The organism is Guyparkeria sp. SB14A, from assembly GCF_005096345.1.
Taxonomy (GTDB): domain Bacteria; phylum Pseudomonadota; class Gammaproteobacteria; order Halothiobacillales; family Halothiobacillaceae; genus Guyparkeria; species Guyparkeria hydrothermalis.
Genome location: NZ_SWAW01000011.1, coordinates 18,158 through 40,849 on the forward strand (window position 1 = coordinate 18,158; position 22,692 = coordinate 40,849).

General features: G+C 67.9%; 22 protein-coding genes. 12 read left to right on the plus strand and 10 right to left on the minus strand.

Annotated elements, in window-relative coordinates:
• Positions 1–7 precede the first annotated feature (7 nt).
• Together bamC and dapA are read right to left on the minus strand one after the other, a co-directional pair.
• Entirely contained in the window at positions 8–1,123 is a 1,116-nt protein-coding gene (gene bamC, locus FAZ79_RS05995) for an outer membrane protein assembly factor BamC (protein WP_169303615.1), read from the minus strand.
• Between the two features lie 65 nt (positions 1,124–1,188).
• Entirely contained in the window at positions 1,189–2,085 is an 897-nt protein-coding gene (gene dapA, locus FAZ79_RS06000) for a 4-hydroxy-tetrahydrodipicolinate synthase (RefSeq protein WP_136867074.1), read from the minus strand.
• 273 nt (positions 2,086–2,358) lie between these two features.
• Here dapA and FAZ79_RS06005 point away from each other — a divergent pair, with 273 nt between their 5' ends.
• The 3 genes from FAZ79_RS06005 (at position 2,359) to FAZ79_RS06015 (ending at position 5,110) form a co-directional block, all read left to right on the plus strand.
• Positions 2,359–2,853 (plus strand): peroxiredoxin, encoded by a 495-nt coding sequence (locus tag FAZ79_RS06005; RefSeq protein ID WP_136867075.1) that lies wholly within the window; start codon positions 2,359–2,361, stop codon positions 2,851–2,853.
• Positions 2,854–2,899: 46 nt separating this feature from the next.
• On the plus strand, positions 2,900–4,324 hold the full coding sequence (locus FAZ79_RS06010) for a PhoH family protein (RefSeq protein ID WP_136867076.1): 1,425 nt from the start codon (positions 2,900–2,902) through the stop codon (positions 4,322–4,324).
• A 216-nt stretch (positions 4,325–4,540) separates the two neighbouring features.
• Entirely contained in the window at positions 4,541–5,110 is a 570-nt protein-coding gene (locus tag FAZ79_RS06015; protein ID WP_136867077.1) for a DUF302 domain-containing protein, read from the plus strand.
• 293 nt (positions 5,111–5,403) lie between these two features.
• On the opposite strand, the gene FAZ79_RS06020 is transcribed toward FAZ79_RS06015, so the two are convergent.
• Complete coding sequence (locus FAZ79_RS06020; RefSeq protein WP_136867078.1) at positions 5,404–6,357, minus strand: LysR family transcriptional regulator; 954 nt, start codon at positions 6,355–6,357, stop codon at positions 5,404–5,406.
• Positions 6,358–6,591: 234 nt separating this feature from the next.
• On the opposite strand from FAZ79_RS06020, the gene FAZ79_RS06025 reads away from it, so the two are divergent.
• Together FAZ79_RS06025 and FAZ79_RS06030 are read left to right on the plus strand one after the other, a co-directional pair.
• On the plus strand, positions 6,592–7,125 hold the full coding sequence (locus FAZ79_RS06025) for a DUF4124 domain-containing protein (protein WP_136867079.1): 534 nt from the start codon (positions 6,592–6,594) through the stop codon (positions 7,123–7,125).
• A gap of 170 nt (positions 7,126–7,295) precedes the next feature.
• Positions 7,296–9,002 carry a proline--tRNA ligase gene (locus tag FAZ79_RS06030; RefSeq protein ID WP_136867080.1) on the plus strand — a complete coding sequence of 569 codons (1,707 nt, stop codon included), beginning with the start codon at positions 7,296–7,298 and terminating at the stop codon, positions 9,000–9,002.
• A 79-nt stretch (positions 9,003–9,081) separates the two neighbouring features.
• Here the strand turns inward: FAZ79_RS06030 and FAZ79_RS06035 are convergent, their stop codons facing one another.
• Genes FAZ79_RS06035 through FAZ79_RS06045 form a run of 3 tightly spaced genes read right to left on the minus strand, consistent with a single transcriptional unit; the run spans position 9,082 to position 11,961 of the window.
• Positions 9,082–9,870, minus strand: coding sequence for an HlyD family efflux transporter periplasmic adaptor subunit (locus FAZ79_RS06035; RefSeq protein WP_136867081.1), 789 nt, complete (start codon positions 9,868–9,870; stop codon positions 9,082–9,084).
• The gene (locus tag FAZ79_RS06040) at positions 9,867–11,321 is read right to left on the minus strand and encodes a TolC family protein (RefSeq protein ID WP_136867082.1); all 1,455 of its coding nucleotides are present in this window, start codon (positions 11,319–11,321) and stop codon (positions 9,867–9,869) included. Before FAZ79_RS06040 ends, FAZ79_RS06035 begins: the two co-directional genes overlap by 4 nt.
• Positions 11,322–11,379: 58 nt before the next feature.
• Positions 11,380–11,961 (minus strand): thioredoxin family protein, encoded by a 582-nt coding sequence (locus FAZ79_RS06045; RefSeq protein WP_136867083.1) that lies wholly within the window; start codon positions 11,959–11,961, stop codon positions 11,380–11,382.
• A gap of 179 nt (positions 11,962–12,140) precedes the next feature.
• On the opposite strand from FAZ79_RS06045, the gene wrbA reads away from it, so the two are divergent.
• From wrbA to FAZ79_RS06065, 4 genes are all read left to right on the plus strand, one after another.
• Positions 12,141–12,731 (plus strand): NAD(P)H:quinone oxidoreductase, encoded by a 591-nt coding sequence (gene wrbA / locus FAZ79_RS06050; RefSeq protein WP_136867084.1) that lies wholly within the window; start codon positions 12,141–12,143, stop codon positions 12,729–12,731.
• Entirely contained in the window at positions 12,731–13,162 is a 432-nt protein-coding gene (locus FAZ79_RS06055; protein ID WP_136867085.1) for a DUF2069 domain-containing protein, read from the plus strand. The genes wrbA and FAZ79_RS06055 overlap by 1 nt, the downstream gene beginning before the upstream one ends.
• Positions 13,163–13,164: 2 nt before the next feature.
• Positions 13,165–13,986 (plus strand): UTP--glucose-1-phosphate uridylyltransferase GalU, encoded by an 822-nt coding sequence (galU, locus tag FAZ79_RS06060; protein ID WP_136867086.1) that lies wholly within the window; start codon positions 13,165–13,167, stop codon positions 13,984–13,986.
• A 103-nt stretch (positions 13,987–14,089) separates the two neighbouring features.
• Positions 14,090–14,572, plus strand: coding sequence for a peptidylprolyl isomerase (locus FAZ79_RS06065; RefSeq protein ID WP_136867087.1), 483 nt, complete (start codon positions 14,090–14,092; stop codon positions 14,570–14,572).
• 142 nt (positions 14,573–14,714) lie between these two features.
• On the opposite strand, the gene FAZ79_RS06070 is transcribed toward FAZ79_RS06065, so the two are convergent.
• Entirely contained in the window at positions 14,715–15,521 is an 807-nt protein-coding gene (locus FAZ79_RS06070) for a BPSS1780 family membrane protein (protein WP_136867088.1), read from the minus strand.
• Between the two features lie 78 nt (positions 15,522–15,599).
• Here FAZ79_RS06070 and FAZ79_RS06075 point away from each other — a divergent pair, with 78 nt between their 5' ends.
• Positions 15,600–16,355, plus strand: a complete 756-nt coding sequence (locus FAZ79_RS06075; RefSeq protein WP_136867089.1) for an HAD-IA family hydrolase — start codon at positions 15,600–15,602, stop codon at positions 16,353–16,355.
• Between the two features lie 313 nt (positions 16,356–16,668).
• On the plus strand, positions 16,669–17,097 hold the full coding sequence (locus FAZ79_RS06080; protein ID WP_136867090.1) for a CZB domain-containing protein: 429 nt from the start codon (positions 16,669–16,671) through the stop codon (positions 17,095–17,097).
• Positions 17,098–17,127: 30 nt separating this feature from the next.
• On the opposite strand, the gene FAZ79_RS06085 is transcribed toward FAZ79_RS06080, so the two are convergent.
• From FAZ79_RS06085 to FAZ79_RS06095, 3 genes are all read right to left on the minus strand, one after another.
• Positions 17,128–17,766 carry a CBS domain-containing protein gene (locus FAZ79_RS06085; RefSeq protein WP_136867091.1) on the minus strand — a complete coding sequence of 213 codons (639 nt, stop codon included), beginning with the start codon at positions 17,764–17,766 and terminating at the stop codon, positions 17,128–17,130.
• Positions 17,767–18,014: 248 nt separating this feature from the next.
• On the minus strand, positions 18,015–19,553 hold the full coding sequence (sbcB, locus tag FAZ79_RS06090) for an exodeoxyribonuclease I (RefSeq protein ID WP_136867092.1): 1,539 nt from the start codon (positions 19,551–19,553) through the stop codon (positions 18,015–18,017).
• 32 nt (positions 19,554–19,585) lie between these two features.
• Entirely contained in the window at positions 19,586–21,547 is a 1,962-nt protein-coding gene (locus FAZ79_RS06095) for a lytic transglycosylase domain-containing protein (protein ID WP_169303616.1), read from the minus strand.
• Between the two features lie 214 nt (positions 21,548–21,761).
• Between FAZ79_RS06095 and gluQRS the strand changes: the two genes are divergently transcribed.
• Positions 21,762–22,658 (plus strand): tRNA glutamyl-Q(34) synthetase GluQRS, encoded by an 897-nt coding sequence (gluQRS, locus tag FAZ79_RS06100; RefSeq protein WP_136867094.1) that lies wholly within the window; start codon positions 21,762–21,764, stop codon positions 22,656–22,658.
• Positions 22,659–22,692 lie beyond the last annotated feature (34 nt).

Consider the following 22,692-nt stretch of genomic DNA (forward strand, 5'->3'; position numbering starts at 1 on the left):
GCGACGGTCACTCCAGTTCGGCGTTGATCCGCGAGAGGATCACCGCGCGGTCCTGCGGCAGGGTGCCGCCGGCGACGTTGATGCGCTCGATGCGCACATCGGTGCCGCCGTCACGCCGCGGCTGGACCTCGAGGTTCAGGTGCAGGGTCATCTCGGCGTCCTTGTCGACGGTCACGCCGCGCATGACGATGCCCTCGTAGAGCGCTTGCGGGTAGCTGTGCTTGACCTCGATCTCGCCGTCGTCCTGGTCGCGCGAGACCGGATCGAAGCCGAGGCGATCGAGGGCCAGACCGACGCGGTTCCAGGCACGCGGGAAGGACTGGCTGACCTCGATGTAGCGATCCTCGGGCTCCTCGCCGGTGATCACCTTGGAACGGGCGGAGAACTTCTGCCCGACCAGGGCGCGTGACTCCTCGGCATCGCTACCCGAGAGGTAGGCCGCCAGCCGCGACATGGTCTCGGCGGTCATGGCCTGCGAATCCACCGGGTTGCTGTACTCGAAGGTGGTGCTCTCGTCGCCGGGGACCAGCGGCTCGTCGCCGGTCAGCTCGCGCTTCTGGCCGGTGACGAACACCAGCGTCTCGTTGTCGGCCTCGCCACGCTCGATGCGCAGGCGCACCTTCTCGATCGAGTCCGGCTTGAACAGGGTGTCCTGGGCGATCTTGAGGAAGCTCATGATGTTGAAGCCGCCCCCGTCGTTGCTTGCCACGCCGGTCCAGTCGGTCTCGATCAGGCCGACACCGGGCTCGAGTCGGCGGATCGAGTAGCCCTCGTCACGCAGGAAGCCCTGCAGCTTCGGCCAGACCGAGTCCGGGTCGGTGCCCACGACCAGGTAGCGGCTACCCGGCTCGCCGGCCACCCGGATGTCGGTGCCGGTCGCCAGTACGCCGGATTCCTCGTTGCGCGCCATCGCCTCGGCGCGGGCGGAGGCGATCTCGGGCAACGCGACCGAACCGCCGGCCGCGGGGCCGGAGAAGGCCGGCGGCACTTCCAGCTGCGCGGCGCGCTCGGCGTCACGGTCGTCATCGCCGCCGACGAACGGGATGCTGGAGCAACCGCTGATCAGGCCGGTGGCCGCCAGCGCGGCGAAGGTCAACATCCGGGAAGGGGTGGGGTATCGCATGCCTGTTCGGTTCCAGTGTCTTGGTTGAATGTCGGGTGGGGAAAATTCGGTACGCGTGGTGCCGGTCAATCGGGATCGAGACAGCCGGCCTCGTTGAGTGCTTCCTCGACCCCGGCCTGGTAGACGTCGTCCAGCGGCGTCAACGGCAGCCGGAGCGTCGGCCCGATCAGGCCCATGCGGTGGAGGGCCCATTTGACCGGGATCGGATTGGTCTGGCAGAAGAGCTCGCGGTGCAACGGGGCCAGGCGGGCGTCCAGCGATTCCGTGGTGGCCTGGTCGCCGGCGAGCGCGGCCTCGGCCATCTGCGCCATCAACCGCGGCGCGACGTTGGCGGTAACCGAGATGCTGCCCTTGCCCCCGGAGAGCATGCAGGCGGCGCCCAGGTTGTCCTCGCCACTGTAGACGGCGAAGTCGTCCGGGCCACGCTGGATGATGTCGCGCATGCGCTCGATCGAGCCGGTGGCCTCCTTGATGCCGACGATATGGGGGTGCTCGGCCAGCGACAGGGTGGTGTCCGGGGCCATGTCCACCGCCGTGCGGCCGGGGACGTTGTAGAGGATCATCGGCAGGTCGACCGCGTCCGCGATCGCCCGGAAGTGCTGCTTGAGCCCTTCCTGGGTGGGCTTGTTGTAGTAGGGCGTGACCGACAGGTGCGCATCCGCACCGGCCGAGCGGGCGCCGCGCGCCAGCGCCAGCGCCTCGCGGGTGGAGTTCGCCCCGGTGCCGGCGATCACCGGCACGCGGCCGGCGGCCAGGTCGACCGTGGCGCGAATGACCGCAATGTGCTCCTCGTAATCGAGGGTGGCCGACTCGCCGGTGGTGCCGACGGCGACGATCGCGTGGGTGCCGGCATCGACATGCCACTCGATCAGGCGTTTGAGACCGACATAATCCACTGCGCCGTCGTCGTGCAATGGGGTGACCAGGGCCACCATGCTGCCGGTAATCGTGTTCGCCGCCATGTCGCCTCGCGTGTGTCTAGATCGCCTACGGATCGGTGGATCGTGGCCGTCCGGCCCCGGCGACGACCTTCTTCCAGGTCGATCGGGGGCGGGGCCAAACTCGCATAGTACCGGCAGTTATCGGCCAGTGACAAGCCGGGTCCACTGCGCTCCGACGGCCGGTCTCCACGGCCCGCACGGCCCCTCGGACGGCTGCTATATTGGCAGCAGGCATCGGGCGTTACCGGCCCGGTTTCATCACGACGTCACAGCCGAGGAGTTCCATCGAGTCCAATGAGTAGCAAGACCGCCGCCACCGCGTCCCCCGACCCCCGCCCAGGCCAGAAAGCGCCCGACTTCTCCGGCCAGACCACCGACGGCGACACGTTGACCCTCGCCAACCTGCGCGGCCAACCGCTGGTGCTGTACTTCTACCCGCGCGACAACACCCCGGGCTGCACCACCGAGGCGCGCGATTTCCAGGCCGCCCTGCCCGCCTTCGAGGCGGCCGGCGCCCGGGTCGTGGGGGTGTCGAACGACGATGCCGCCAGTCACCGCAAGTTCTGCGACAAGCAGGGTATCGACTTTCCCCTGATTGCCGACACCGACCGCTCGGTCAGCCAGGCCTTCAACGTCCTGCGCATGAAAAACATGTTCGGCAAGCGCTTCGAGGGCATCGAGCGCAGCACCTTTCTCATCGACGCCGACGGCGTGATCCGGGAGGCCTGGCGCAAGGTCAAGGTCCCCGGTCACGTCGAGGCGGTACTCGAAGCGGTCAAGGCCCTTTAACGACGACCGCTCGCCCGCCCGCCAATCACAGGGACAAGCTCACGCGATGATCACCACCACCCGCAAGACCCGCTGCCTGTTCATCCTCGACACCAACGTGCTGATGCACGACCCCACCGCCCTCTACCGCTTCATGGAGCACGACATCTACCTGCCGATGATCGTGCTCGAGGAGCTCGACGCCGGCAAGAAGGGCCAGTCGGAGACCGCGCGCAACGTGCGGCAGGTCAGCCGGTTCCTCGACGAGATGCTCGCTGACGTCGACATGACGACGATCAATCAGGGTCTGCCCATCCACACCACCCTGCACGGCCAGCCGGAGCACGCGGTGACACCCACCGGGCGGCTGTTCCTGCAGACCCGCGAGGAGAGCAACGACCTGCCGGTGAGTCTGCCGGGCAGCCGGGCGGACAACCAGATCCTCGGTATCACGCTTGCCCTGCAAGAGCGGGTCACGGACCGCGAGGTGATCCTGGTCTCCAAGGACATCAACCTCCGGATCAAGGCGACTGCCGTCGGGCTGAAGGCCGAGGACTACCACAACGACCAGGTACTCGACGACGTCTCGTTGCTGCACACCGGCCACGAGAGCCTCGGCCCGGACTTCTGGGAGGCGCACGGCGAGTCGCTGGAATCGTGGCAGGACGAGGGCCGGGTGTTCTACCGCATCCACGGCGCGGACACGGCCGAGTGGTACCCCAACCTCTACCTGCGGCTCGAGGCACCCTCGCCGTTCACCGCGGTGGTGCGCGAGGTCGAGGCCGACGGCAGTGCGGTGCTCGAGAGCGTCACCAATTACCAGCAGGAGCGGCATTCGGTCTGGGGGATCACCGCGCGGAACCCCGAACAGAGCTTTGCCCTGAATGCGCTCATGGACCCCGACGTGGATTTCGTCAGCCTGCTCGGCCAGGCCGGTACCGGCAAAACGCTGCTGACCCTCGCCGCGGCCCTGACCCAGGTGCTGGAGCAGAAGCTGTTCACCGAAATCGTCATGACGCGCGTGACCATCCCGGTGGGCGAGGACATCGGCTTCCTGCCCGGGACCGAGGAAGAAAAGATGACCCCCTGGATGGGCGCGTTGATGGACAACCTCGAGGTGCTGGCCAAGACCGATGGCGGGGGCGGCTCCTGGGAACGCGCGGCCACTAACGACCTGCTGCAGTCGCGTATCAAGATCCGCTCGCTCAACTTCATGCGCGGCCGGACCTTCCAGAACAAGTTCGTCATCATCGACGAGGCGCAGAACCTAACGGCCAAGCAGATGCGCACCCTGATCACGCGCGCCGGCCCGGGCACCAAGATGGTCTGCCTGGGCAACATCGCCCAGATCGACACCCCCTATCTCACCGAGACCAGCTCGGGGCTGACCTTCGTGGTCGACCGCTTCCGCGGCTGGCCCCACGGGGCGCACGTGACCCTGACCCGGGGCGAGCGCTCGCGCCTGGCCGAGTTTGCTGCCGAGGTGCTCTGAGGGCCGAAAATTGCCCGCCAACGCCGCCTCGCCCGCCGCGATGCGGGCGTTTTTCACCCCGAAAAACCGCGCCATGACGGGGCTGGATAGCCAAATTAAGCCCCTTTATCAGGAGTAAATTAATCAAGTTTGTAAGCATGTTCTAATGCGCAGATAATCGGATTCGTCGAGGCCACCTGGCCTCAAGACGAAAAATTACACAGGGAGAGTCACACAATGCGTAATTTCCTCAAGGCATCGATCCTTGGCGTCGCCATCGCGACGCTGTCCGGCTGTGGGTTCCTGTCCGTCAAGGACAACCTCGATCCGAAGGCCATGGACATCTACAGCAACATGTACGACAAGTTTGTCGAGAGCGGCGGCGACCTGGGCGCGGCCACTGTCTGGCATATGGAAGTTGCTGACGGCCTCGGTCCGGACGACATCAAGATGAGCATCGAGTCGGCAGCCGTCGGTTCTGGCCTGATGAATGTCGGCGAAATGCCGCTGTCCAAGCAGCTCGAGCTCGAGACCGGCGAAGAGCAGCGCTACCTGATGATCTATCAGTACTGCAGCCCGCAGATCGCTCGCAAGGCCGTCAACTTCAGCCCGTACTTCTCCGCCTACCTGCCCTGCCGCATCGCCGTGGTCGAGGACGAAGAAGGTGGTTACCACCTCTACAGCCTGAACATGGACATGTTCGTTCACGGTGGCAAGGAAATGGATCCGGACTTCAAGAAAGACGCCATGCACGTCCGCGACACCATGTGGAAGATGATGCAGTCGGCTGCCAGCGGCGGCTTCTAAGCCCCGACCAGCCCGTCGCCCCGCGGGGCACTTGATCAGCCCGGCCGGGGTCGCCCGCGCCGGGCTTTTTGTTGCCCGCCATTCGCCCCGACACCCATCCATGGGTCGATGAGTCGCCATGCCGCGCGACTCACGGGCAGTCGTCGGCCGCCCGCTCGCCAACCGCCCCGCGCCGTCCTGCATCTGCCGCGAGCAAACCCGACACCCCCGCAACGAAAAACGCCCGGAGGGTTGCCTCCGGGCGTTTCGATCGTGGATGGGATCGCGGTCAAACGGCGAATCGCCAGCGCGCGTCAGGCCTCCTCGCCATTCGCGGTGTGCTGGATGACCTCCAGGTCGTGCATCGGCGTGCTGTCTCGGCAGTAACCCCGCGAGAACTCGAGCAGCTGCTCCATGGCCGGCAGCCGGAACTTGTGGCGCTGACGCACGAAGGAGAAGTCGCGGAACAGTCGCGGCTTTAGCGGTACGGCGGTCAGCAAGCCGAGCTTGAGCTCCTTGCTGATGCCCGCCGAGGACATGATCGACAGACCCATGCCCGCTTCGACGGCCCCCTTGATCGCCTCGGGACTGCCCAGCTCCATGCAGACGTCCCACCCCTCGGCAAAGCCCTGATCGTTCATGTAGGAGATGACCACTTCGCGGGTGCCCGAGCCTTCCTCGCGGCAGATGAAGGGGTACTTCATCAGCTTCTCCACCGGCACGCCCTCCTCGGCAAAGGCGACGAGCTCGTGCTCCGGCGGCATGATCACCACCAGCTCGTCGCGCCGGCAGGTCTCGACCAGCAGGTTCTTGTTGGTGACGCTGCCCTCGACCAGCGCCAGGTCGACCACGTTGTGCTCCACCATCGAGACCACCGACTCGGTGTTGCCCACCTTCAGGCGCACGGACAGGTCGGGGTGCTCCTGGCGGAAGTTGCCCAGCAACGCGGGCAGCATGTTCTCGGCGACCGTCATGCTCGCGCCGATGTTCAGCGCGCCGCCGATCTCGCCGGTCATCTCCTTCACGCGCCGATCCATCTCGTCGTACAGCTCGAAGATGCGCTCGGAGATCTCGTACACCGTGTGACCGACGTCGGTGAGCGTCACCCGATTGTGGGTCCGGTCGAACAGGCGCGTGTCGAAGTGCTCCTCGAGCTGGCGCACCTGGAACGTGACCGCCGGCTGCGTCATGTGCAACGCCTCGGCTGCCTTGGTGAAGCTCAGCAGGCGGGCGACGGTGTTGAAAACCTTGAGGCGACGGTCGGCCATTGGTTCAGTCTCTGTTCCGGTGAACGGTAGGGATGAGCGATAAACTGGGCAGTGAGTGTATCAAGCCACCTTTTGCTTTGCGACCAGCACCAGGCGCGGCGCGATCACCGCACGACCGCCCCGCCGGGGGCTTTTCACGGCGGGGCGAGCGGTTTATGCTCGGGCAAGGAGGACGCCTGCCCGGGCAGGGGTCGACTCGTCACTGGATCGTCCATCACTTCGGGACCCGACATCATGCAAGGAATCGCAGCACATCCCACCCTCTTGGGGATCCCCTCGACTCGCAGCCAGGCGAGCACCGGTCGTCGCCTGGCCGGCGCCGGCGTCACCGCGCTGGCCGTCATCATGCTGGCGTTCGCCCACCAGCCGGCCGAGGCCGCCACGATCTACAAGTCCGTCGACGAGCGGGGCAACGTCCAGTTCTCGCAGACCCCGCCCAAGGACCGCCCCTCCGAAACCATCGAGGCCGGCGGCTCGCCCCCCGCCCCCAGCGTGTCGGCGGAGACAGCCCGCGACGAGGAAACCCCGGCCGCCGGCGACCGGGCCGCCGACCCGGCCACCGAGGTCAAGGTGGTCGATCGGGAAAAGGCGAGGGAAACCTGCCGTCAGGCACGCGAGCAGCGCGAGGCGGTGGCCAACAGCGGCAACCAGCTGATGGTCCAGGACGAGGATGGCAAGTACCAGCCGATGAGCGAGGCGCAACGCAGCGAACGCCTCGAGCGGCTCGACGCCATCATCGAGGAGGCCTGCAGCGCCGCCGAGGAATAAGCCCGGCCCATCCGTCGGACACAACGGCCGCCCCGCGCGGCCGTTGTCGTTTCCCGGGGCGTCACGTCGATTCGCTCGACGCCCCCTCGCCCGGCTCGGTACAATCCCGGCCTGCCACGCACCGGTGAGACACCGCCGGCACCCCGCTTTCCAATACGAACGAGATCCCAATGCGCGCCAGCCAATTCGCCATCAACACCATGAAGGAAACCCCGGCCGAGGCGGAGATTGTCAGCCACCAGTTGATGCTGCGTGCCGGCATGCTCAAGAAACTGGCCTCGGGGCTCTACACCTGGTCGCCGCTGGGACTGAAGGTGCTGCGCCGCGTCGAAGCCATCGTGCGCGAGGAGATGGATGCCGCCGGGGCGCTCGAACTGCTGATGCCGGCGGTCCAGCCGGCCGAGCTTTGGGAGGAATCGGGCCGCTGGCAGCAGTACGGCCCCGAACTGCTGCGCCTGACCGACCGGCACGGCCGCGACTTCTGCTTCGGCCCCACCCATGAAGAGGTGATCACCGATTACGCCCGCCGCGAGCTCAAGAGCTACCGCCAGCTGCCGGTCAACTTCTATCAGATCCAGACCAAGTTCCGCGACGAGATACGCCCTCGCTTCGGCGTGATGCGCGCCCGCGAGTTCGTCATGAAGGACGCCTACTCCTTCCACGCCGATGCTGCATCGCTCGAGCAGACCTACCAGCTGATGTACTCGGCCTACAGCCGGATCCTCGAGCGCATGGGTCTCGCCTGGCGCGCGGTAGTCGCCGACACCGGCTCGATCGGCGGCAACGCCTCGCACGAGTTCCACGTCCTGGCCGACTCCGGCGAGGATGCTATCGCCTACGCCGTCGATGGCGACTACGCCGCCAACGTCGAGATGGCCCCCACCTTCCCGGCTGACGGCCCGCGCGCCGAACCGGCCGAGGCCATGAGCGAGGTCGCCACGCCCAACGCGCGCACCATCGACGACGTGGCCAGCACGCTCGACGTACCGGCCACACGCACGGTCAAGACCCTGCTGGTCCAGGGTACCGAGGTGCCGGCCGTCGCGCTGGTACTGCGCGGCGACCACGCGCTCAACGAGATCAAGGCAACCAAGCAACCGGCCATCGCCGAGCCGCTGACCTTCGTTGACGAGGCCGAGGCGCCCAAGCTCACCGGTGCCTCGGTCGGCTCGATCGGCCCGGTCGGCCTCGACATTCCCGTGATCGTCGACCATGCCGCCGCTGCCCTGAGCGACTTCGTCTGCGGGGCGAACAAGGACGGCTATCACCTGACCGGCGTCAACTGGGGCCGCGACCTGCCCGAGCCGGAAACCGCCGACCTGCGCGACGCGGTGGCCGGCGATCCGGCACCGAATGGCCAGGGCAAGCTCGACATCTGCCGTGGCATCGAGGTAGGCCACGTCTTCCAGCTGGGCGACAAGTACAGCCGGGCCATGAACTGCGAGGTGCTCGGCGAGGACGGCAAGCCGATCACCCCGCTGATGGGCTGCTACGGCATCGGCGTCTCGCGCATCGTTGCCGCGGCCATCGAGCAGAACTTCGACGAGCGCGGCATCCGCTGGCCCCAGCCGATCGCCCCGTTCACCGTCGCCATCGTGCCGATCGGCGCCAACAAGGACGAGACGGTGATGGAACGCGCCGAGGCCATCTACGCCGACCTGCGCGCCCGCGGCATCGAGGTCATCCTCGACGACCGCGGCCTGCGCCCGGGCGCGGCCTTCGCCGACTGGGAGCTGATCGGCATCCCGCTGCGCATCGTGGTCAGCCCGCGCGGGCTCGCCGCCGGCCAGCTCGAGGTGCGCCGCCGCGACGCGGACGCCAGCGAGGACATTGCCGCCGAGCAACTGTTCGACTGGCTGGATGCCCAGCTGGCCTGATCGGCATCAAGGGAACGCAAAACGGGGCGGGATTGGCATCCCGCCCCGTTTCGTTTCCGGCTCCGGAAAATTCAGGCGTTCAATCGCCCGGCAGGTCCAGGGTGACCGACTGGCCGGCACGCCAACCGTCGCCACGCGGCACGCGTACCGCCAGCTCGTAACGCACCGGACCGTCTCCGTCCGTCCGGGCGCGGATCGCGTCCACGGTGCCGGACTGGCGATCACCGTTGCGATCGACCGCGATCTCATCACCCAGCTCGAGCGCGCCCAGCTGGTCGGCATCCACGCGGGCGACGGCCAGCAGCTCGTCCGCCCGGGCGATCTCGACCAGGGTCGGCGGCGTCAGCTGCGGCGAGACCACCTCCCCCACCGCGGTATTCACCGACAGGACCTGCGCGTCGAACGGCGCCTCCAGCCGGGCCTGGTCACGCTCCCAGGCCCGCAAGGCCGCCTGCGCGCGCACCCGATCACGCTCGCCCTCGGCCTGCTCGCGGGCGATCACGGCCAGGGCCCGCTCGGAATCCGAGCCGACCGTGCGGTCGTACAGGGCCTGGACCCGCTCGGCGTCCAGCGCCGCCTCGTCGGCGGCCAGCCGCAGACCCTCGATCTGCGCCGCGGCCATGCGATGGCGCTGATCGAACGGCGTCGAGTCGAGTGCGAGCAGTAGGGCCCCGGCCTCGACTCGTTGGCCCGCCCGCACCGGCACCGATTCGACCACCCCGGCGACCGGGGTGGAGAGTGCCACGCGATCGGCAAACCCCAGCCGCCCCTCGACCTCGACCGCCCAGGCCGGCGTGGCAAGGCCGGCGCCGAGCAGGGCGACCGGTCCGATCAGGCGACGCGCCCAGCTCGATTCGATTCGTCTCATGAGGTTTCCTCCATGGTGTTCTGGTCACCGTCCCCGAGGGCTGTGCCGGCCTCGCCCAACAGCACCGCCTCCAGCGACTGGTCGGTCAGCAGGGCCAGCTCGGCCCAGCGCATGGCCAGGGCATAGGTGGTCTGCATGCGCTCGAACTTGGCCATCGACATCTCCGCCATGGCATCGCCCAGGTCGGCGGCCTTCTCCATCTGGTAGAGGGTCTGGTTGCGCATGAAGTTGAGCTCGGCGTAGGTGTCGAGCGCATCGATACGCTGCCGGCCGACCGACTGCTGCACCCGGATCATCTCGACCAGTTCGGTGGCGTAGCGACGGATGTCCGCCTCGCGTTCGGCCATGCGGGCGACGACCTCCATGCGCTCGGCCTGTGCGGCGGCAATCTCGGCGTTGCGCGCCCCACCGCGGAACAGCGGGAATTCCAGGTAGACGCCGGCACGGAACGGGTCGCGGGTCGCGCCCTCGCGGGTGTAGTAATCGGCATTGATCTCGCCGTGCACGCTGGGCAGGTTGCCCGAGCGGGCCGCGGCCAATTCGGACCGGCTGCCCTCGTGCAGGCGTCGCAGACCGTTGAGGGCGAGGTCCTCGGCCAGCGCGGTCTCGATCAGGTCACCGATGGCGGGCACCTCGCGTTCGAACAGGCGGTCGAGATCCGGGGGCTCGAGTTCGCGCGGCAGCTGATCGGGACGACCGGCCACCTCCGCCAGGTGCCGGCGGGTCAAGCGCCGCTCGGCATCCGCCCGGGCGCGTTCGAGCATCACGTCCTGGTAATCGCGCTCGAATACCGCGATGTCGTAGTCGGAGGTCTGCCCGAGCTCGCGCCGGTCACGGGCGCGGTCGTAGCGGATGAAGAGGATGGCCATGCGCTCGTTGAGCGCCTGGTAGCGCTGGTCGGCAAGCAGCACATCGAAGTAGGCACGCAACAGGGCCAGGCGCTGACGCTGCTGCTCGTCGAGCAGGGCGAGGCGTTCTCCGGCCAGGCGTGCCTCGGCGGCCGACTCGCGATCCTGTTGCCGACCGAAGTCGAACAGCTTCTGGCGCAGGGTGAGGCCGGCACGATGGTCGTCGTGCTGATCGTTCTCGACGGCAAGCTCGCCGGGCTCAACGTAGCGCAGCCGACCGTCGAGGGTCACCTGGGGACGGTTGGATGAACGGACCAATTGCTCCTCGGCCCGCTGGCGCTCGTAACGGGCCCGAGCGGCGATCACGCCGTACTGGTTGGCCAGCGGCAGCTGGAGCATCTGCTCGAAGGTCAGCGCATCGGGCAGGGGCTCGGGGCTCACCAGCCCCGCCTCGCCAACCGCGGGGGGCGGCGGCAGGTCGTCGGCCGCCCACCCTGCCGGCGGCAACGCCGCGACCAACAGGCCCGCGACCAACGCCGTCAGCGCGGCCGCTCGCTTGCGACCGGCCGGCGGATTCGGGACGAGGTCTCGCCGTTTTCCCATGCTCGATGCCTCCCTGCCCGCACCGTGACGCCGCCCGGCGGGCGGCGTCCTTGTTGCCTTATTGCTGCTTCTTGTACTTGAAGAAGTTCATGCCCGGCTCCTTGTAGGCACCCGAGGCGAAGAACGCCATCAGTTGCTGGAACTCCTCGGGCGACTGGGTCGGGCCGGTGTAGCGCAGCGCCGGCTCGCCCTCGGTGTCGAAGAAGATCATCACCGGAGTCGCGCGCACGCGATACTTCTTGAAGGCGAAGTCCTTTTCCTTGATCTGCTCGCCGTCGGGGGCGGTCATCATCACGTCACCCTCGATGTCGATGCTGACCGTGACGAAGTGCTCCTTGATGTATTCCTGCACCTCGGGGTCGGTGAACACCTGGGTCTTCATGCGATGGCAGAACGGGCACTCGTCCATCTCGAAGAAGGCGAACACCCCGGCCTTACCCTCGTCGCGGGCCTGCTCGACGTCGGCTTGCAGGTCCTTGAACGGGTCGTCCCAGAAGCCTTCGAGCTCCTGCGCCTGACCGGCCGGCGCAAACGCCAGCCCCATCGCCATGAGCAGGGCCAGGATCGGCGCGGCGCCGATCCACCGCAGAGGCTTCGCCAGCTTGGTCAATGTAGGGCGTGTCACGTGGCTTGCAGTCATCGCCGTAACCTCTCGATGTGGCCATGTCCTGCGCAGACATGCAGCAAGACAGATAGTGGGCTAACAATCAAACCGAAACGCGGATTTGTCAATACACCCGCATCGACCGGCCCGGCGACGGACGTCGCCCCCTGCCCGTCGAGGTTATTGCTAAACTGGCGCGAGGCGCAATGGCCGCAATGGCGTTACCACCCCTGCCGGAATTTCCCGTGGACATCCTGATTCTCTACTACAGCCGCAGCGGCAACACCGAGTCCCTCGCCCGTCAGGCCGCGCGGGGCGTCGAACGAGTCGAGGGGGCCCAGGCCCGACTGCGCCGCATCCCCTGCCCGGACGGTCAGCAACCCGCCGACGGCGACCCGGAGGTGAGCATCGAGGACCTGCGCGAGTGCCGCGGCCTGTTACTGGGCAGCCCGACCTATTTCGGCGGCATGGCCTCGGCGGTCAAGCGCTTCCTCGAGGACACCAGCGGGCTGTGGTTCCGCGGCGAGCTCACCGGCCGCCCCGCCGGGGTGTTCACCTCGACCGGCTCGATGCACGGCGGCCAGGAAACCACGCTGCTGTCGATGATCGTGCCGCTGATCCATCACGGCATGCTGATCACCGGCATCCCCTACCAGCAACCCGAGCTGGCCCATACCCAGACCGGCGGCACGCCCTACGGCGCGAGCCACACCGCCAACGACCATCCCCGGCTCAGCCGCGACGAGCGCGAGCTCACCCGCGCGCTGGGTGCGCGGGTGGCCACGATCGCCCGGCAACTGACCTGATGTTCGCCGGGCGCACCAGCGAAGGCCTGCCGATCTGGCCGCTGCGGCTGATGGCACTCGGTCTGCTCACCGTGATCGCCGGTTACCTGGGCCTGTTGCTCGCCGGCCGCGCGGAAATCCGCCCCGGCGGCCTGACCACCACGTTCATGCTGCTGCCCGGGATCGTCGTCCTGCCCGGCCTGTGGCTGGGGCATTACAAGACCATGATCTGGGCGGCGCTGGTCGCCCTGTTCTACCTTCTGATCTCGGCCACCGATGCCTGGGCGGTCGCCGCCGATCGTGGCTGGCACCTGCTGATCGCCGTCGCCGCCACGGTCGCCTTCCTGGCCGCCTGGTGGCACAGCATCAAGCGCCGGCGGTACCTCAAGGCCCGTCACGCCAAGGCGCAGAACGGCCACCCCGAACAAGCAAACAGCAAACCAGAGGACTGACGATGATCGACAAGTGTCTGTTTCCCGCCGCCGGGTACGGCACCCGGTTCCTCCCGGCCACCAAGGTCATGCCCAAGGAAATGTTGCCGATCCTCGATCGCCCGCTGATCCAGTACGGCGTCGAGGAGGCCTTCGAGGCCGGCATGACGCAGATGGCGATGGTGACCGGGCGTGGCAAACGGGCGCTGGAGGATCACTTCGACGTCAACTACGAGCTCGAGCACCAGATCCGCGGCACCAAGAAGGAATCGCTGCTCGCCTCGATCGACCGCCTGATCGACAACTGCACCTTCTCCTATACCCGCCAGCTGGAAATGCTGGGGCTGGGTCACGCGATTCTCACCGGCGAACGCCTGGTCGGCCACGAGCCGTTCGGCGTCGTGCTGGCCGACGATCTCTGCGTCGGCTCGCCGGTCGGGATCATGGCGCAGATGGCCACCATCTACGAGCGCCACCAGTGCTCGGTGATCGCCGTCGAGGAAGTCCCCGAACAGGACATCCACAAGTACGGCGTGATCGGCGGCACCCCGATCGACGACGACGTCATCCAGGTGAGCGAGATGGTGGAGAAACCCAGCGCCGAGGAGGCGCCGGGCAATCTCGCCATCATCGGCCGCTACATCCTGACCCCGGACATCTTCGACATCCTGCGTCGCACGCCGCCGGGCACCGGGGGCGAGATCCAGATCACCGACGCCTTGCGCGAGCAGGCCGAACAAGGCAAGGTGATCGCGTACCGGTTCAAGGGACGGCGTTTCGACTGCGGCAGCCCGTCGGGCTTCGTCGCCGCCACCAACCACTTCTATCACCTCAGCACGCGCTAGGGCGCCTGCCCGCGCGTCCGGGGAACCTCTTATCGATCCTGACGTCGCAGAAGGATTCGGGAAGTGTCCCCGACATTCACAGCCGTCCACGCGAGGCAAATCAATGCAAGTTCAGAACGACCACGTCGTTTCCATCGACTACACCCTGAAAAACGATGCCGGAGAGGTCATGGACAGCTCCGAGCAGACCGGCCCGCTGGCCTACCTGCACGGCCACCAGAACATCATCCCGGGCCTGGAAAAGGCGCTGGACGAGAAGGCGGTCGGTGACACCCTGTCCGTGTCCATCGAGCCGGCGGATGCCTACGGCGAGCGCGACGAGCGCATGATTCAGACTGTGCCGCGCTCCATGTTCCAGGGCGTCGACGAGATCGAGCCGGGCATGCGCTTCCAGGCCCAGACCGAGGGCGGCGTCACCGTCGTGACCATCAAGGAAGTCAACGGCGACGAGATCACCCTCGACGGCAACCACGAGCTGGCCGGCGAGACCCTGCACTTCGACGTCGAGATCAAGGACGTGCGTCCGGCCTCGGAAGAGGAGATCGAGCACGGTCACGTCCACGGCCCGGGCGGTCACGAGCACTGATCGAGCGCCGCGTGCCGGACGCCCGTCCGGCACGCCCAAAGAAAAAGGCAGCGTGCCAGCACGCTGCCTTTTTTGTTTGCCTGGACAGGCCCTGGCGCCAAGCGCCCGAGAGAGCCCGGCGCGGCCCGCGCCTCGAACGGCGTCAGCCGACGGCGTCGTCTGTCTGGGCGCGCGGCTCCTCGGCCGGGAAGATGGAGACGTAGGCGGCATACAGCGCCGCCCAGGCCCAGGGCACCAGCAGGATCGCGCTCAGCCCCGCGGTGAGCGGAATGGTCATGAACAGGGCCAGCCAGATCAGCCCGAAGATCAGCATCGGCAACCAGTTGAGCCACACGGCCCGGAAGCTCGCCGTGAGCGCCGCGGTCAGGCCCGCCCCGGCCAGCACCACCCGCGGGATGGCAAACAGCATGGCCGACAGGTAGAGCACGTAGATCACGATCACCGCGAGCCAGATGCCCATGGCCGAGCCGGAGGTCAGGATGGGCAGCAACTGCGCCAGGCGCTCGCTGTCGGTGGTTTCGGGGTTGTTCAGCGCCGCCATGCCCCCCTCGGGCATCGCCGCGGTGAGAAAGGCCGCCAACAGGAGCAGGATGGCCAGGTTCACGAGAATCGTGACGCCCCCCAGCCCGAGCAACGGGCGCCACGGCGCCTGGCCCGAAAACTGCGAGAACAGGAGGTCGAAGCCGATCGGCTGCTCGCGCGCCAGCGGCTCGTCCTCGGCCCGTTCCAGGATCTCGGCGATCCGCGCGAAGATCACGATCACCCCGCCCCCCAGGATCGGGGCGATCAGGTAGCCCGCCCCCATGCCGATCACGGGCACGAAACTGGTCAGGAAGACCAGCAGGTACATCAGCAGCACACTGCCAATCACGAGACCCGGGCGGGTCTTCAGAAGCTGCCAGCCACCCGCGATCCAGCGGGCACCGGAACTGGCCGGTCGTTTGCGCATTGCGTAGACTCTCGATCGTTTTGATTCGTATCCCCGTTCCGGGAACGGGCCCAATGGTAACCAAAGTTGGAACCGCGCATGCTGCAAGCCATCCTTTTCGACGTCGACGGCACCCTGGCCGACACCGAGCGCGACGGTCACCGCGTCGCCTTCAACCTCGCCTTTCGTGATGCCGGGCTGGACTGGCACTGGGACGTGGCCACCTACGGCGAGCTGCTCTCCGTCACCGGCGGCAAGGAGCGCATCCGGCACTTCATCGAGACCCATGCCCCGGCTCGTCCGGCGGTCGACGACCTCGCCGCCTGGATCGCCGGCCTGCACAAGGCCAAGACCGCGCACTACCTCGACCTGTTGCAGCGCGGCGAGATCCCGCTGCGTCCCGGGGTCAAGCGACTGATCGACGAGGCCCGCGCGGCCGGCATGCGGCTGGCCATCACCACGACCACCACGCCGGAAAACGTCACCGGCCTCCTGCGCGCCACCCTGGGCGAGGACAGCCCGGGCTGGTTCGAGCTGATCGCCGCCGGCGACATCGTCCCGGCCAAGAAGCCGGCCCCGGACATCTACACCTGGACGCTCGAGCAGATGGATCTTGCCCCGAGCGAGACCATCGCCCTGGAAGACTCGGCCAACGGCGTGCGCTCGGCCCGCGCGGCCGACGTGCCGGTGGTGGTGACCATTAACGACTACACCGCCGACGACGATTTCGACGGCGCGGCCGCGGTCCTCGACCAGCTGGGCGAACCGGACGCGCCGGCCGAAACGCTTGCCGGCCCCGCCCCCGACAACGGCGTGGTCGATTTGCAGTACCTGGCCGGACTGCTGAAACGCTAGGACTGGTCGGCACGCCGCACTCGACGCGGCCCTGGCGACATCAAGTCGTCATGGCCGAATGTTCGACTCATCCTGTCAGGGCGAATTGAAATCGCTTAGGGAAGGTCTGCACGAATAGCCAATGCCTCTGGCTTGCCGGCTTGTTCGCCATCAAGGCGCCGATTCGAAGTCGGGCTCATTGCCCGGCGAGAATCGGCAACACCGAGGGCGGGCAAGCCGGCAAGCCCCGTCGGGCGACCCGTAGAGGCATTGGCTATTCGTGCAGACCTTCCCTAGACTGACCCCACGCCCCACACCGCAAGTGAAATCGCCCATGAGTGCATCGTCCCAGACCCTGCCGGACTCGTTCGACTACCAGGCCTTCATCGACGGCTTCGAGGAAGTCACCTACTGGCACTTCGACTGGTACTCGCGGATCATGGCGGTGCTGCTCTACAACACGCCCCGCCCGACCCTGAGCGAACACGAGTGCCGGTTCGGGCGCTTCCTGGAGAGCCACGGCGCACCTCCCGGCCGCCAGGGCGAATTCGACAAGGTCCATCAGCTGCACGTCAAGATGCACAAGGCGGCCGATACGCTGATCACGAGCGCCGAGGGCGGCGAGCAGGCCGAGCGGGAAGCCTTCGACGAGTTCGTCGAACTGCAGAGCCTGTTCCTGGCGACCTGCTTCAACCTGATGCGTGATGCCTACAGCGACAGCTGCGAACTGGCACAGCGCCAGGGCATGACGCCGACCATCTGACCCTCGGGGTCGGGCACACGCGATACCGGGCTAGAGCCAGAGCTCGAGGGGCGCGTAGTTGATCAGCGCGCGCAGGATGTCGCTGCGTGTGACCACGCCGACCACCCGGGGCGGGTCCTCGGCCTGATCGACGATGGGCATGCCACGGATGTCCTGCTCGAGCAGCACCCGGGCCAACTCGCGGATGTTGGTCTGGGGGCCGGCGGTCAGCACCTCGAAGCGGGCGATCGCCCCGACCGGCATCTTGGCAAGATCCGAGTAGCGAATCCGCTGGCGCGTGATGTCGCCGCGCGTGATCACCGCCTCGATGCGCCCGTCCTCGCCCATCACCGGCAACAGCCCGATCCGCCGCTCGGCCATGAGATCGCGCGCCCGCCCCACCGTGTCATTGATGCGGATGGTCAGTGCCGGGCTCGACATGATCTGCTCGGCCACCGAGACGGGCGACGGCTCGCGGTTGACCTGCCCGGCCGCCTCCCGATACGCACGCAACGAGTCATCCCGTCGACCGCCCGCCTCCCGCTCCCGTGCGAACGGCGTACCGGCCTGATCTTCGCGCACGGCCGGCGGCGGCTCGACCATCATCGGCGGGCGCAGCAGGCCGGGCGACGTCGCCTCGTCGATCGTCACCCCGTCGCTGACCCCGCGACCAAAGACCGTAAAGCTCATGCTGGATTCCTCGTGTTCCCTGCCGGGTTATCGGCGCGCCACGCCCCCACTTGAGCCAAGTGCCTGAATCGGCGGACGTTCCCTAAGGAAACTCTGCACGAATGCCATGCCACTCTGGCTTGGCGAGTCGTTCGCGATCAAGGCGCGATGTCGCCGGCGTGCCGGTGGCCACGTCAAGGCATTGCAACGCCGAGCACGGGCGACTCGCCAAGGCGCGCAGAGCGGTATGGCATTCGTGCAGAGTTTCCCTAACCCTTGAGGGCCCGCTCGCGCTGTTCGAGCCAGCGTCGATACGGGCCGAGCAAGGCCCGTTGCTCGGGCGACCAGTGCTCGTCGGTCGCCAGTCGATCCGCTTGGGCAAACAGGGTGGGGAAATCGCGGTCCGTGCCGGGCGCCTGCCCCTGTCCCGGATCGAGTCGCTGCCCGGGGCGCAATTGATCGACCAGCCGCGCACGCCAACGTTCCCTCGCGGCGTCGTCCAGCGCCTCGGGCAGGTTCCGGGCGACAAAACCTTCGGCCAATTCCGGCAGGCGCGGGTCCTCGAACGGCCAGACCAAGAGGTCACGCGCGTGGGCAATCGCCTCGTCGCGCGAGCGCAACCCGCGGGCACGCCCCCACCAATCCTCGAGGTGACGGCGATCGGCGTTGGGCACGAACCCCGCGTAGAGGGACTGCTCGGCCGGTCGCGGCGGGAAGTCCCCTTCCGTCTGCTCGAGCGCGCCGATCAGGCGCTCGCGCAGGGCATCGACGTGCCGCCGGAAGGACGCGGCGTGCTCCTCGATGCGCGCGCGGTCGATCACCATCCGCTGGGCCACCCCGTCGCGCTCGAGCGCCTCGGCCGGCAGCACCACCGGCACCCGGTTGAGGTGGATCGACTTGATCGGCAGGCGCAGTTCGTCCCAGTCGCGCTCGGCCTCGATCGGCGGGGTTTTCAGAAAGCGACGCTCGGCCCATTGCTCGGCATCCAGATCGAGCCAGGGCAACGGATCGAAACGCAGATCCCAGCATTCGCGGCGGTTGCGATTGCCGTCGACCTGGCCGAACGAGCAGAACATGGACGCGGAGGCCACCCGGGCCGGCAGACGCGGCGAGACGTGCAGGAAGGGGACGTGACCCGGCTGGTCGATCACGCGGGCCACCTCGCGCTTGTCGCGCGCGGCGAGCAGGCGCTCCCACAACGCGGGGTCGGCGTTACGCAGGGCCCGCGCCAGGTCGATGGTCGCCTCGACGTCACTGAGGGCGTCGTGGGCGTTCTCATGGGTCAGGCCATTGGCCGCCGACAGTTCGGACAGACGCAACGTCGGGTGGCCGTTGCCGTCCACGGGCCAGTTGAGTGCGGCGGGGGCCAGCAGGCGATAGGCGCGCGCGGCGTCGAGAATGTCGAAGCGGCTGTTGCCGTCGGCCCATTCGTGGCGGTAGGGATCGAGCAGGTTGCGCCAGAATAGAAAGCGCAACATGGGCGCGTCGAAGCGCAGGTTGTTGAAGCCGACCACGCAGGTGTTCGGCTGGCTCACCAGGCGGTGGATGCGGTTGGCGAGGTTGGCCTCGCTGTCCGCCCCGGCCAGCACCGGGTCGTCGGGCAACAGCCCGGTGGTCATGACCGCGGCCGGGTGGGCCAGGCAGTCATCGGGCGGGCGCGCGTACCAGACCACCGGTTCGCCGATCGGCTCGAGGGCCATGTCGGTGCGGATGGCCGCGAATTGCAGCGGGCGGTCGAAGACCGGATCGGCCCCGGTGGTCTCCAGGTCGAAGAACAGGAAGCTCGGTGGGTAGGTGGCGACTGACAAGGGCCCGACTCCGTGGCATCAAAACAAGTGAATCAATCCGCCGGCCTGACCACCGAGAGCAGCTCGCCCAGGCGGCGCGGCTCACCGGTCAGGCGCCAGCGATAGGTCACCATGCCCGCAAGCACGGCCTGGGCATAGGCGCGCGTCTCGTCGAACAGGATGGTGTCGACCCAGACGTCGCCGGGCAGCGGCACCGCCGGCAGCCAGTCGCCGATGCGACCGGGACCGGCATTGTAGGCGGCGGTCGCCAGCGGGTATTGCCCGCCGAAGCGCTCGGCCATGTTGCCGATGTAGGCCGTGCCCAGTGCGACGTTGGTGCCGGGGTCGGCCAGCTGGCGTGGCGAGAGGCCCAGGCCGGCCTGTCGGTTGATCCAGCGCGCGGTGGCCGGCATGAGCTGCATCAGCCCCTGCGCGCCGGCCCCCGAGCCGATATCCCGCATGAACAGGCTCTCTCGACGCATGATCGAATAGACCCATTCGGTGGGCACGCCCTGACGCTCGGCCTGGGCCTCGACGATCGCCCGGTGCGGCAGCGCGAATCGGGTCGGGTACCAGGCCGGGTCATGGAGCTTGTCCATGCGCGCGATCACCACCGAGGCCCGGTCGTGCCACTCGCCCGCGTGGGCGAGGTAGGCCAGGGCCGGCAGGAGCGCATCGTCGATCTGGTCGATCTCGTGATTGAACAGGCGGCGGGCATCCTCCGGACGGTCCAGCCGGTGCAGGGCAAAGGCCAGCGCCAGCCACGGGCGCTCACGCAGGGCCGCCACCGACTCGTCCGGGGGCGTGGGCGGCCCGTTCTGTTGGGCCGGCAGGGGGTAACCCAGGCCGAGTCGGTCGGCGGCCAGAAAGCCGTGGTAATCGGGCGTGTCCGCCAGTTCGCGCCACGCGGCACGCGCGGCGGTCGACTGGCCCAGGTGCTCATCGGCAACGGCGCGCCAGTAGCGCCACTCGCGTCGCTCGGCCAGCTCCTCCGGCATGGCGTCGATGGATGCCTTGACCCGCGACCAGTCCAGATGGCGCAATGCCGAGCGCACGGTCCAGGTCCAGACCTCCTCGTCGCGGGCGGCAAGCGGCACCTCGGTCAGCCACTCGTGCCCCTGGCGCTCGTGGCGGTACGCCGCCTTGAGCGCAGCAAGGCGTGCCACGCGGCCGGCCTGCTCGGTCTCGATCAACTCCTGTGACTCGGCCCGGGCCAACCACTCGCGGGCACGCGCCGGCTCGCGCTTGGCCAGCCAGAGCAGCCCCTGGGTGATTTCCTCGGCATCACCCTCGGCCTCGATCAAGGCGGGCACGGCGGTGGCGGTGCGGTCGCGCAGAGCCAGCCAGCGATCGCGATATTCCGCCAACCCCGTCGGTCCGCGACGAACGAGGTAGCGCGCCAGGCCATCCTGGCCGGCGGCCACGGCGGCCCGCACCCGGGCCCGGTAGGCCGACTCGTCGAGATGGCCATTGGACTCGAGCCACTCGAAGGCCGGGTCGCAGGCCTCCGGCTGGCTGCGCCCGCGCTGCCAGACCTCGCGGGCGGCATCGGCCTGCGCCTCGCCCAGGCTGCCCTCGAGCACCAGCTCGGCCTGCCAGTAGGCACACTGACGCCGGGTGCCCGGTTCGATCTCGGGGGCTCGATCGAACACCAGCCGGTACTCGCCCCAGGACTCATTATCGGCCAGGTGATCGAGATAGCGACGCTTGAGCCGAGGCATCAGCGGCGTCTCGGGGTAATCGCGCAGGCGGGCGGCGACGGCCGAGGGCGATTGGTCGACCCGATCGAGCAGCCAGCGTGCCTCGAGGTACTGCCCGGCCGACGTGCCATGTGGCAGCGCATCGAGTCGTTCCAGCGCCCGATCTAGGCCGCGACGATCGCCACGCTCGATCGCCTCGAGGGCAATCTCCAGCGAACCGTCCAGCTCGGCGCCGAGGGCCGGGTGCCCGAATCCATTGGCGGGGCCATTCGCTGCGCCCGCCAGCGGGCTGATCGCCAGCAATCCCGCGGGCAACAGGGACGCACCCCGGCGCAGGAAACGGCCGATGGCAGGGACAACTCGGGAGACAGCGGATGGGAACATGGGGATACTCTACGACATCAGGAAACGATGGGGGCATGACAACGGTGCGATTCTCAAGCCCCTGTAGGATGCGCCATTCGCCCTTGAGTTCGCCGCCCGCCGTCATTACATCGACAGGAAACCAGCAACCGAGACCCCTGATCGCATGACCTCCCGCCAACCGAGCTATCACGGCCGCTTCGCCCCGACCCCGTCGGGGCCGCTGCATGCCGGCTCGTTGGTCGCGGCGCTGGGGAGCTTTCTGGACGCACGGGCCCACGCGGGGCGGTGGTCGCTGCGGATCGACGATACCGACCAGGCACGCAGTCGACCGGAGGCGATCGAGGAGATCCTCGCCCAGTTGCAGGCGCACAGGCTGGTCTTCGATGGCGAGGTGGTCTTCCAGAGCCGCCGCACGGCCCATTACGAAGCCGCCCTGGAACGGCTCGAGACCATGGGGAGATTGTACCGCTGCAACTGCACCCGCGCCCGGCTGCGCGAGTGGGCCGAGGAACACGGCCAGGTCATCGGCGCGATCGGTCCGATCTACCCCGGTTTCTGCCGCCGAGAGCCCGCCGCGGCCGACGAGCGACACGCCTGGCGGTTCCGGGTGAGCGATCGACAACGGCGCGTGGCCGACCGCCGCCTGGGTGAGGTGAGCCAGCAACTGGCCACCGAGGTGGGCGACCCGGTATTGCGCCGGGCCGACGGACCAATTGCCTATCATCTGGCCAACGTGGTGGATGATCACGAGATGGGCATCACGCAGGTGGTGCGTGGCGAGGACCTCGCGCCCCTGACACCGCTGCACGTGGAACTGGCCGAGACACTGGGCCTGCGCGTACCGACCTACCTGCACCTGCCCCTGGTCACCGGCCCGGACGGGCGCAAGCTGAGCAAGACGAACCAGGCCGCCCCGCTGGACACGCGACAGGCAACCGACAACCTGCGCGCAGCGGGGGACGTGCTCGGGCTCGACACCCAGGTCACCGACCGGCTGACCGTGCCCGACCAGCTCGAACGCTGGACCTCCGAGTGGCGGGATCGCCACGCGATCGCCTGAGCGCCACCGGCCGCGGCTAGGGAATGGGGTGATT

Excerpts from the sequence above, each read along its gene's own strand:
- FAZ79_RS06080 (WP_136867090.1), top strand. The coding sequence starts at position 16,669 with ATGAGTGCATCGTCCCAGACCCTGCCGGACTCGTTCGACTACCAGGCC.
- FAZ79_RS06015 (WP_136867077.1), top strand. The coding sequence starts at position 4,541 with ATGCGTAATTTCCTCAAGGCATCGATCCTTGGCGTCGCCATCGCGACG.
- FAZ79_RS06035 (WP_136867081.1), bottom strand. The coding sequence starts at position 9,870 with ATGAGACGAATCGAATCGAGCTGGGCGCGTCGCCTGATCGGACCGGTC.
- wrbA (WP_136867084.1), top strand. The coding sequence starts at position 12,141 with ATGGCGTTACCACCCCTGCCGGAATTTCCCGTGGACATCCTGATTCTC.
- FAZ79_RS06020 (WP_136867078.1), bottom strand. The coding sequence starts at position 6,357 with ATGGCCGACCGTCGCCTCAAGGTTTTCAACACCGTCGCCCGCCTGCTG.
- FAZ79_RS06055 (WP_136867085.1), top strand. The coding sequence starts at position 12,731 with ATGTTCGCCGGGCGCACCAGCGAAGGCCTGCCGATCTGGCCGCTGCGG.
- FAZ79_RS06025 (WP_136867079.1), top strand. The coding sequence starts at position 6,592 with ATGCAAGGAATCGCAGCACATCCCACCCTCTTGGGGATCCCCTCGACT.
- FAZ79_RS06075 (WP_136867089.1), top strand. The coding sequence starts at position 15,600 with ATGCTGCAAGCCATCCTTTTCGACGTCGACGGCACCCTGGCCGACACC.
- FAZ79_RS06065 (WP_136867087.1), top strand. The coding sequence starts at position 14,090 with ATGCAAGTTCAGAACGACCACGTCGTTTCCATCGACTACACCCTGAAA.
- bamC (WP_169303615.1), bottom strand. The coding sequence starts at position 1,123 with ATGCGATACCCCACCCCTTCCCGGATGTTGACCTTCGCCGCGCTGGCG.
- galU (WP_136867086.1), top strand. The coding sequence starts at position 13,165 with ATGATCGACAAGTGTCTGTTTCCCGCCGCCGGGTACGGCACCCGGTTC.
- FAZ79_RS06085 (WP_136867091.1), bottom strand. The coding sequence starts at position 17,766 with ATGAGCTTTACGGTCTTTGGTCGCGGGGTCAGCGACGGGGTGACGATC.
- FAZ79_RS06040 (WP_136867082.1), bottom strand. The coding sequence starts at position 11,321 with ATGGGAAAACGGCGAGACCTCGTCCCGAATCCGCCGGCCGGTCGCAAG.
- gluQRS (WP_136867094.1), top strand. The coding sequence starts at position 21,762 with ATGACCTCCCGCCAACCGAGCTATCACGGCCGCTTCGCCCCGACCCCG.
- FAZ79_RS06070 (WP_136867088.1), bottom strand. The coding sequence starts at position 15,521 with ATGCGCAAACGACCGGCCAGTTCCGGTGCCCGCTGGATCGCGGGTGGC.
- FAZ79_RS06010 (WP_136867076.1), top strand. The coding sequence starts at position 2,900 with ATGATCACCACCACCCGCAAGACCCGCTGCCTGTTCATCCTCGACACC.
- dapA (WP_136867074.1), bottom strand. The coding sequence starts at position 2,085 with ATGGCGGCGAACACGATTACCGGCAGCATGGTGGCCCTGGTCACCCCA.
- FAZ79_RS06045 (WP_136867083.1), bottom strand. The coding sequence starts at position 11,961 with ATGACTGCAAGCCACGTGACACGCCCTACATTGACCAAGCTGGCGAAG.
- FAZ79_RS06005 (WP_136867075.1), top strand. The coding sequence starts at position 2,359 with ATGAGTAGCAAGACCGCCGCCACCGCGTCCCCCGACCCCCGCCCAGGC.
- FAZ79_RS06030 (WP_136867080.1), top strand. The coding sequence starts at position 7,296 with ATGCGCGCCAGCCAATTCGCCATCAACACCATGAAGGAAACCCCGGCC.